This is a genomic window from Xenorhabdus khoisanae (assembly GCF_001037465.1).
Taxonomy (GTDB): domain Bacteria; phylum Pseudomonadota; class Gammaproteobacteria; order Enterobacterales; family Enterobacteriaceae; genus Xenorhabdus; species Xenorhabdus khoisanae.
Genome location: NZ_LFCV01000162.1, coordinates 1 through 8171 on the forward strand (window position 1 = coordinate 1; position 8171 = coordinate 8171).

General features: G+C 44.6%; 8 protein-coding genes and 1 pseudogene. 7 read left to right on the forward strand and 2 right to left on the reverse strand.

What is annotated here, in order from left to right; genetic code table 11:
• The 6 genes and pseudogenes from ftsY to AB204_RS21675 all read left to right on the forward strand — a co-directional run.
• Positions 1-1138, forward strand: a 1138-nt coding sequence (gene ftsY / locus AB204_RS18675; RefSeq protein ID WP_047964891.1) for a signal recognition particle-docking protein FtsY, incomplete at its 5' end; no start/stop codon positions are given.
• A gap of 6 nt (positions 1139-1144) precedes the next feature.
• On the forward strand, positions 1145-1810 hold the full coding sequence (ftsE, locus tag AB204_RS18680; RefSeq protein WP_047964892.1) for a cell division ATP-binding protein FtsE: 666 nt from the start codon (positions 1145-1147) through the stop codon (positions 1808-1810).
• Positions 1803-2783: a permease-like cell division protein FtsX gene (gene ftsX / locus AB204_RS18685; RefSeq protein WP_047964893.1), complete on the forward strand. Its 981-nt coding sequence runs from the start codon at positions 1803-1805 to the stop codon at positions 2781-2783. Before ftsE ends, ftsX begins: the two co-directional genes overlap by 8 nt.
• Positions 2784-3009: 226 nt before the next feature.
• A complete protein-coding gene (gene rpoH / locus AB204_RS18690) occupies positions 3010-3867 on the forward strand; it encodes an RNA polymerase sigma factor RpoH (protein ID WP_047964894.1) in 858 nt (285 codons plus the stop codon).
• Positions 3868-4062: 195 nt separating this feature from the next.
• Complete coding sequence (locus AB204_RS18695) at positions 4063-5196, forward strand: glycerate kinase (protein WP_047964895.1); 1134 nt, start codon at positions 4063-4065, stop codon at positions 5194-5196.
• A 145-nt stretch (positions 5197-5341) separates the two neighbouring features.
• Positions 5342-5494, forward strand: a pseudogene (locus AB204_RS21675) (DUF3382 domain-containing protein); the annotation flags it as partial.
• Between the two features lie 11 nt (positions 5495-5505).
• Here the strand turns inward: AB204_RS21675 and AB204_RS18700 are convergent.
• The gene (locus AB204_RS18700; protein ID WP_047964896.1) at positions 5506-6693 is read right to left on the reverse strand and encodes an MFS transporter; all 1188 of its coding nucleotides are present in this window, start codon (positions 6691-6693) and stop codon (positions 5506-5508) included.
• A 115-nt stretch (positions 6694-6808) separates the two neighbouring features.
• Between AB204_RS18700 and AB204_RS18705 the strand changes: the two genes are divergently transcribed.
• Positions 6809-7276, forward strand: a complete 468-nt coding sequence (locus AB204_RS18705) for a MarR family transcriptional regulator (RefSeq protein WP_047964897.1) — start codon at positions 6809-6811, stop codon at positions 7274-7276.
• Between the two features lie 109 nt (positions 7277-7385).
• Here the strand turns inward: AB204_RS18705 and AB204_RS18710 are convergent, their stop codons facing one another.
• Positions 7386-7691, reverse strand: a complete 306-nt coding sequence (locus AB204_RS18710; protein WP_047964898.1) for a helix-turn-helix domain-containing protein — start codon at positions 7689-7691, stop codon at positions 7386-7388.
• Positions 7692-8171 lie beyond the last annotated feature (480 nt).

Below are 8171 nucleotides of genomic sequence, written 5' to 3' on the forward strand. Positions count from 1 at the left end.
AGCGGAAGAAGCGGCCCGTCGTGCAGCAGAAGAGGCAGAGCAGCAGCGTTTGGCGGAAGAAGCCGCCCGTCGTGCAGCAGAAGCAGAGCAGCAGCGTTTGGCGGAAGAAGCGGCCCGTCGTGCAGCAGAAGAGGCAGAACAGCAACGTTTAGCGGAAGAAGCCGCTCGTCAGGCTGAGGAACAAGCCGCATTACCTAAGGAACAAGAACGCCCGACCAAAGAAGGGTTCTTTACTCGCTTGAAACGCAGTCTGGTAAAAACTCGCCAGAATCTTGGTTCCGGTTTTTTGAGTTTGTTCCGTGGCAAGAAAATTGATGATGATCTGTTTGAAGAACTGGAAGAACAGTTATTGATCGCGGACGTGGGCGTTGAAACGACACGTAAGATCATTACCAGTCTGACAGCTCATGCCAGCCGCAAGGAACTGAAAGATGCGGAAGCGCTTTATGCTAAATTGAAAGAAGAGATGTCAGGCATTCTGACAAAAGTTGATAAGCCGCTGGAGATTGGAGGTAAATCTCCTTACGTCATCTTGATGGTGGGGGTGAATGGTGTCGGCAAGACAACCACGATTGGTAAATTAGCGCGCCAATACCAGTCTCAGGGCAAATCAGTCATGTTAGCGGCAGGGGATACTTTCCGTGCAGCAGCAGTGGAGCAGTTACAAGTTTGGGGCGAACGCAACAAAATTCCTGTAGTTGCTCAACATACGGGGGCCGATCCTGCCTCAGTGATTTTTGATGCCATTCAGTCAGCCAAGGCCAAAGGCGTTGATATCCTGATTGCGGATACCGCAGGGCGTTTGCAGAATAAATCCCATTTGATGGAAGAGCTGAAAAAGATCGTTCGAGTGATGAAAAAACTGGACGAAGTTGCGCCCCATGAAATTATGCTGATACTGGATGCCAGCACAGGCCAAAACGCAGTAAGTCAGGCTAAACTATTCCATGAGGCTGTGGGATTGACGGGTATTTCACTGACCAAACTAGATGGTACTGCAAAAGGGGGGGTTATCTTCGCTATTGCCGACCAATTTGAGATCCCGATTCGCTACATTGGCGTTGGGGAAGGCATTGAAGATCTCCGTCCATTTAAGGCAGACGATTTTATTGAGGCCCTTTTTGCCCGAGAGGATTAACTATCAATGATTCGCTTTGAACAGGTCAGTAAAGCCTATCTGGGAGGGCGGCAGGCGCTGCAAGGGGTGGATTTTCACCTACTTCCAGGGGAAATGGCATTTTTAACAGGTCATTCAGGGGCGGGCAAAAGTACGCTTTTGAAACTTATCTGTGGTATTGAACGCCCCAGCGCGGGTCATATCGGGTTTTCCGGTCATGACATCAGCCGATTAAAATCCCGGGAGATCCCTTTTCTGCGTCGTCAGATCGGCATGATTTTTCAGGATCATCACCTGCTGCTGGATCGCACGGTATATGAGAATGTCGCTATGCCGTTGATTATCTCAGGGGCTAGTGCTGAAGACATTCGCCGGCGGGTATCTGCGGCGCTGGATAAAGTCGGCCTGTTGGACAAAGCGAAAAATTTCCCTATTCAACTTTCCGGTGGAGAACAGCAGCGCGTTGGCATTGCCCGCGCTGTGGTAAACAAGCCAACTGTTCTGTTGGCGGATGAGCCGACGGGAAATCTGGATGGTGAGTTATCCGAGGGGATCATGCGTTTGTTTGAAGAATTTAACCGGGTTGGGGTGACAGTTCTTATGGCTACCCATGATATTGCCCTCATTGAACGAAGAAATTACCGCATCCTGACCCTGAATCAGGGACGTATGCAAGGAGGACATCATGGCTAAGAATGTCCGTCATTCAACTAAAAAAGCACTGTCCCCAAAGTCTAAATCCAAATCATTGAAAGGGGGATGGCGTGTACAGTGGCGTTATGCGTGGAAAAGCACGCTGTCAGATATGTTGCGCCAGCCATTGGCAACGCTGCTGACCATTATGGTCATTGCTATTTCCCTGACTCTGCCGAGCGTGTTCTATATCGTTTGGAAAAACGTCAATCAGGCGGCGGTACAGTGGTATCCCATTCCACAGCTTACGGTTTATTTGGATAAGTCGTTGAATGACAACAGTGCCAGACAGGTGATTGATCAGCTGAAAGATCTGGACGGCGTGAAATCGGTAAATTACCTTTCCCGCGAAGAAGCGGTGAATGAATTTCGTGCCTGGTCAGGATTTGCCAGTGCTTTGGATATGTTAGAAGAAAATCCTCTGCCAGCGGTTGCCATTGTCTCTCCCAAACTGAATTTCCAAGACCCACAAGCATTAACGACATTGCGCGATCAAGTCTCCCGGATTGCAGGCATTGAAGAAGTCAAAATGGATGAGAGCTGGTTTTCCCGCCTGACAGCTCTGACCGCCCTGATTGGCCGGATTGCTGCCGTGATAGGTGTCTTGATGGTGGTTGCCCTGCTTTTGGTTATTGGTAATAGCGTCCGGTTGAGTATCTTCAGCCGCCGCGAAACAATTAACGTGATGAAACTGATTGGGGCAACGGACGGCTTTATTTTGCGACCTTTCCTCAATGGCGGCGCTTTGCTGGGGATGTTAGGCGCGATTTTTTCTTTAATCCTCTCGTCCCTGTTGGTGTGGAAACTTTCTAATGTTGTCACGGAAGTGGCGAGTGTCTTTGGAACGAACTTTAAACTGTATGGATTGGGATGGGATGAATCACTATTGTTGGTGCTCATTTCGGGTATGATCGGTTGGATTGCCGCGTGGTTTGCGACAATTCAGCATTTGCGTCGCTTCAGGCCAGAATAAAGTGATTTTCGGGTTTTGAAGTGAACTTTTTGAAGTGAACTTTTGGGCTGAATCGCTGTCGAAATCACCGTTACAGATTTGTATTGATATCCATACAATCAAGACAATTTGAATATGATCTCTATGATGGTAAAATAGACGCATCTTTGGCTTGAAAAAACCTTATGGGTAGATTCGGGCAAACTTCAAAAGCCATCAATTTGAATCTGATTTTGAGAGAATTTGAATGACAAAAGAAATGCAAACTTTGGCATTAGTTCCACAAGGTAGTTTGGAAGGATACATCCGTGCCTCCAATGCTTATCCTATGCTCTCCGCAGAGGAAGAGAAGGAACTGGCGGAAAGGCTGCATTACCAGGGGGATCTGGATGCAGCGAAAAAGCTGATTCTTTCTCACCTGCGCTTCGTTGTTCATGTTGCTCGCAGCTATGCCGGTTATGGCCTGCCACAGGCGGATTTAATTCAGGAAGGTAATATTGGCCTGATGAAAGCGGTTCGTCGATTTAATCCAGAAGTAGGTGTGCGTCTGGTCTCTTTTGCTGTTCACTGGATTAAGGCAGAGATCCATGAATATGTATTGCGTAACTGGCGTATTGTGAAAGTCGCAACGACAAAAGCCCAGCGCAAACTGTTCTTTAATTTGCGCAAGGCGAAACAACGTCTGGGATGGTTCAATCAGGATGAAGTTGATCTGGTCGCCAAAGAACTGGGCGTGACCAGCAAAGACGTCCGAGAGATGGAATCCCGTATGTCAGCGCAGGATATGGCATTTGATATGTCTTCTGATGATGACAATCACGATAGCCAACCCGTGGCTCCGGTGCTGTATTTGCAAGACAAAGCTTCTGACTTTGCCGATGGCATTGAAGAAGATAACTGGGAAAACCACGCTGCGGATAAACTTTTTGTAGCGATGGAAGGACTGGATGAGCGTAGCCAAGACATCATTCGGGCTCGTTGGCTGGATGATGACAACAAAACCACCTTGCAGGAACTGGCAGATAAATATGGAGTATCTGCTGAGCGTGTTCGACAGCTGGAAAAAAACGCAATGAAGAAATTGCGGTTGGCTATCGAAGCGTAAATACACATACTCTTAATGATAAAAAGCGATAATTGATTTATCGCTTTTTTTATGCGCGCAAAATAGCATAGGGCAATATTGAGTTTCAGGTATGTGTTTCTATTATTCAGATATAAATTCTTTTATCTTTGGCATATTCGGTTTTGCTGGTTAGAGATGTTAGAAAACATTCCCAAAGCGATAGAGGAACTTGTCATGAAAATTGTGATTGCTCCTGATTCATTTAAGGAAAGCCTGAGTGCTTTGCAAGTGGCGCAAGCGATAGAGCAGGGATTTCAGGAAATTTTCCCGCAGGCGGATTACATCAAGTTGCCGATGGCAGATGGTGGGGAAGGAACAGTGGAATCACTGGTTGCGGCAACAGGGGGAAAATATATCACATGTACCGTTACCGATCCGTTGGGGCAACCTGTTGAAGCATTTTTCGGTCTATTGGGTGATGGAAAGACGGCAGTGATTGAAATGGCTGCCGCTTCGGGTTTGCACTTAGTACCAGCAGAACAGCGTAACCCTTTGGTAACAACAAGTTATGGTACGGGAGAGCTTATTTTGGCCGCATTGGAGCATGGCGCCCAGAAACTGATTTTAGGCATTGGCGGCAGTGCGACCAACGATGGTGGTGCAGGTATGATGCAGGCACTCGGGGCAAATTTACTTGATGGGGACGGACGAACTCTGCCATTTGGCGGTGCAGCGTTAACTCGTCTGGAAAGAATTGATTTAACAGATCTTGACCCTCGCCTTAGTCAAATTGCATTCACCGTGGCTTGTGACGTGAATAACCCGCTATGTGGAGAATCAGGAGCTTCAGCGGTGTTTGGCCCACAAAAAGGGGCAACGCCGGAGATGGTGAAAGCGTTGGATTCTGCATTGCTTCATTATGGGATGAAGATTGAATCGCTAACAGGCAAAAACGTGATTGATAAAGCAGGCGCGGGGGCGGCGGGAGGTATGGGCGCTTCTTTGCTGGGATGTCTTGGGGCGAATTTGCAATCAGGTATTGAGATTGTCATTGATACGTTGAAATTAGAAGAAGCTGTTCAGGGGGCAGATTTGGTCATTACGGGAGAAGGCCGTATAGATAAGCAGACGATACAGGGTAAAACGCCGATTGGCGTTGCTAAAGTTGCCAAAAAGTTTGGCATTCCCACAATCGCCTTAGTGGGTGGAATGAGCCAGGATTACAATGTAGTGCATCAATATGGGTTGGATGCGGTATTTTCCATCGTACCGGGAGCGTGTTCCCTTTCTGATGCTCTCGCTAAAGGGTCGGAGAATCTGCGGGTAACGGCACGTAATGTTGCGGCGGTTTGGGCGATGTCTCATTGAATGTTACGTTATTGAATTCTGCATGAAAACCGGAACCTTCCATTCTCAGCCTTTTGCGAAAGCCCCTTTGCAAAATTCCTCTGATGAAATCGATATACTCGTGATGCCGACAGGTATTTTAGGTCGCCCTTGAGGTAGAAAAAGTATGGAAAAAACCAACTGGGTTAATGCCATTATTGCTGCGGTAATGTTGTTGGTTCTGGCGGCTTTTATGATGGGAATTCAGCTATCACTGCAAGGCACAAAATTGGTGGTACAGCGTGCCGATGAAGTTCGCTGGATGTGGATCGCCATCGGCTGAGAAGTGCTTTATGGTTTATCGCGCCAATGCGTCATAATGGCAGTAAAACCAATAGCCAAGGCAAATAACAAGGCTCCCACTAAAAATATCCATTCATAGCGATTATTGAATAACAAGAAACTACCAACCATTGGGCCAATAGCCATACCTGTATACCTGATGAAATTATAAAGCCCAATCACTGTTGCTCGCTCTTCCACAAATTTTGCCAACAGCAAGGTGGCATGTGTCGGCGTTGATAGCCCCAAAGTAAAACCGTAAAAAGCCGTGACAATAATTAAAGTAGGAATACCAAATTGGTATGTTATGGCAAAAAGCAGGATTAACAGCAAGTTTAGCAAGCTACTGATAATAAGCCCGTTTTCTTTAGTAAATCGATGATTAATCAAGCGATAAATATAACTGCCGGCAACCATTGCCAAAGACATGGGGAGATACATCCAACCAATATCAGCAGGGCTGAAATCATATTCATTATTTAAGATGATGGGTAAAAAAGTCAGAAAGCAGAAATAACAATAGAACAGCATAAAGCTGACGAAGAAAACGGATTGCGTGGTGCGGTCGGATAGAATTTTACGGAAGTGAAAGGCTGTTTTTTGATTGCCTTCTTGTTGCTCAGGTTTAGTTTCCGGTAACCAAAACAAATTTCCGATGAATATCAATCCCCCAATAATGGCAATAAACTGGAAAATAGCAACATATCCATCTAATTCAGCTAAATAGCCTCCTATCAATGGCCCTGACGCAGGGGCAAGTGTTAATAACATTTGATAGGTACTGATGGCTTTTGCACGATCCTGTCCTTCATAAAGATCGCCAATAATTGTCGCAGCAATAACTGGAATAGCTGCAATTCCAATGGCTTGCACTATCCGAAAGAAAATCAGCCAATAAATGTCGGAAGTCATGGCACAGCCGACTGAACCGATAATGGAGATAGCAAGGGCCGGCAGCAGAATCGCTTTGCGGCCTTTTCGATCAGCGAGTGGGCCATATACGATTTGCATAAAAGCTAAAACGAATGTGAATGCTGATACAGTGAGATTGACTAACGGCAAGGAGGTATTGAACAACTCTTTGACGGTAGGAATAACGGGAGCATAAATATTTTGTGCCAGAGATCCTAAAAGGGCGCTGAAGCACACCAGATAGAAGACCATTTTTACATTGCGGGCTGAAATACGTTTATTCATCTTTTTCTCCATATTGTTTCCTTGGAAACAATATGGAGATTAATAAATTGGTAGATTTTGTAAAGATCTTTTTTTGCTATGATGTCGGAAATAGTTTCCTGAGAAATAATCATAAATGACTAACAGCACAGCCCACCAACGCGAGATCCTTGCCGCCGTTAACCATTTGATACACCTGAGAGACGATATTAAGCAAAGACATGATGAAAAGACACTCCGTGAGTATGGAATCAGTGATTACTCATTGTCTGAATTACATGTCATTCAGTGTATCGGGGAATCTGGGCTATTGAATATCACCGCTATCAGTCAAACGGTGAAAATGACTAAGGGTGCGATCTCAAAAGTGTGTGCAAAACTTCTTCAACGTTCTATGGTTGAGAAACTGAAAATGGTGGATAACCAGAAAGAAACCTATTTCAGACTTACTCGCGAAGGGAAGCGGCTATTTGATCTCCATGAGAAATTGCATCAACAAGCGGAAGCAAGGTGGTTACAAAAACTGGAAAGCTATTCGGCGGAAGAACTGAGAATTATCAAACGATTTGTTATGGATGTCATTGGAATTGTTGAGCACTCTTGACAGTGAAATGCACAATGTAGAAATACTGACTAACAAGAGTCAGAAGCCTTAAATATGAGCAATTAAATCAGTCTCATAACAGGCTTCTGACGCGTTTATCTTGTCCCATTTAACAACCATTCTTCCCTATAATTGTTTCAGCAATGGGAATATATTGATCCGCGAGTTTATTAACGGTGTTATCCTCTTTTGTGTGTTTTTTGAAGCATTCTTCAAAAAACCACTCAATTGGGGTATCTAATATAGTTGAAATAACAACAAGATGGGCTAAATTAATTCGATTTGTCCCTCTTTCGTAACGTGAAAGTTGTTGTTGACTGATACTGATTTGCTTTGCCAGAGCTGTTGCCGTAATGCCCAATTCTTTCCTTTTGGTTTGAATACGTTTTCCGACTAATATGTGCACATCTTCCATATTTTATCCTTTTTTGAGTCAGTAAGTTATGGCGTTATCAAGGATAATTGCCCGTAAATAGAGCCTGCCTTGACGGATTCACTACCGTTCACGGTAAGCCTATTGTTACCACCTGATTCGCCGTTTTGTTTTCTGACATTCGTATTGTTTTTTTAATGACTTGACCTTGTTATTAACGTTTTGTAAAAAAACAGCCTCTCACCGAGGCAAGGTGTGTTCTTCCGTGATATGAATTACGTTTCTTTGTTCTGTTGTTATCTCTGCATCCCTCGGCTGTTTGATTGCCGTAGGCTAAACAGTATCTTGGTTTTCCTTACATGAGAGATAACTCATATTCTCCTAATTTCACTTTATGGGTTTTTATAAAAATTAATAATTTAACTAATTGATTTATAATAATTTTATGTTAAATAAATAAGATAAATACGCAGCTAATAATAAATTTATTACTAATCTTATATTAATCAGCATATATAGTTC

What these genes read in the sequence shown, in the direction of transcription:
- ftsE (WP_047964892.1), top strand. Translation starts at nt 1,145, where the DNA reads ATGATTCGCTTTGAACAGGTCAGTAAAGCCTATCTGGGAGGGCGGCAG.
- rpoH (WP_047964894.1), top strand. Translation starts at nt 3,010, where the DNA reads ATGACAAAAGAAATGCAAACTTTGGCATTAGTTCCACAAGGTAGTTTG.
- AB204_RS18705 (WP_047964897.1), top strand. Translation starts at nt 6,809, where the DNA reads ATGACTAACAGCACAGCCCACCAACGCGAGATCCTTGCCGCCGTTAAC.
- AB204_RS18710 (WP_047964898.1), bottom strand. Translation starts at nt 7,691, where the DNA reads ATGGAAGATGTGCACATATTAGTCGGAAAACGTATTCAAACCAAAAGG.
- AB204_RS18700 (WP_047964896.1), bottom strand. Translation starts at nt 6,693, where the DNA reads ATGAATAAACGTATTTCAGCCCGCAATGTAAAAATGGTCTTCTATCTG.
- AB204_RS18695 (WP_047964895.1), top strand. Translation starts at nt 4,063, where the DNA reads ATGAAAATTGTGATTGCTCCTGATTCATTTAAGGAAAGCCTGAGTGCT.
- ftsX (WP_047964893.1), top strand. Translation starts at nt 1,803, where the DNA reads ATGGCTAAGAATGTCCGTCATTCAACTAAAAAAGCACTGTCCCCAAAG.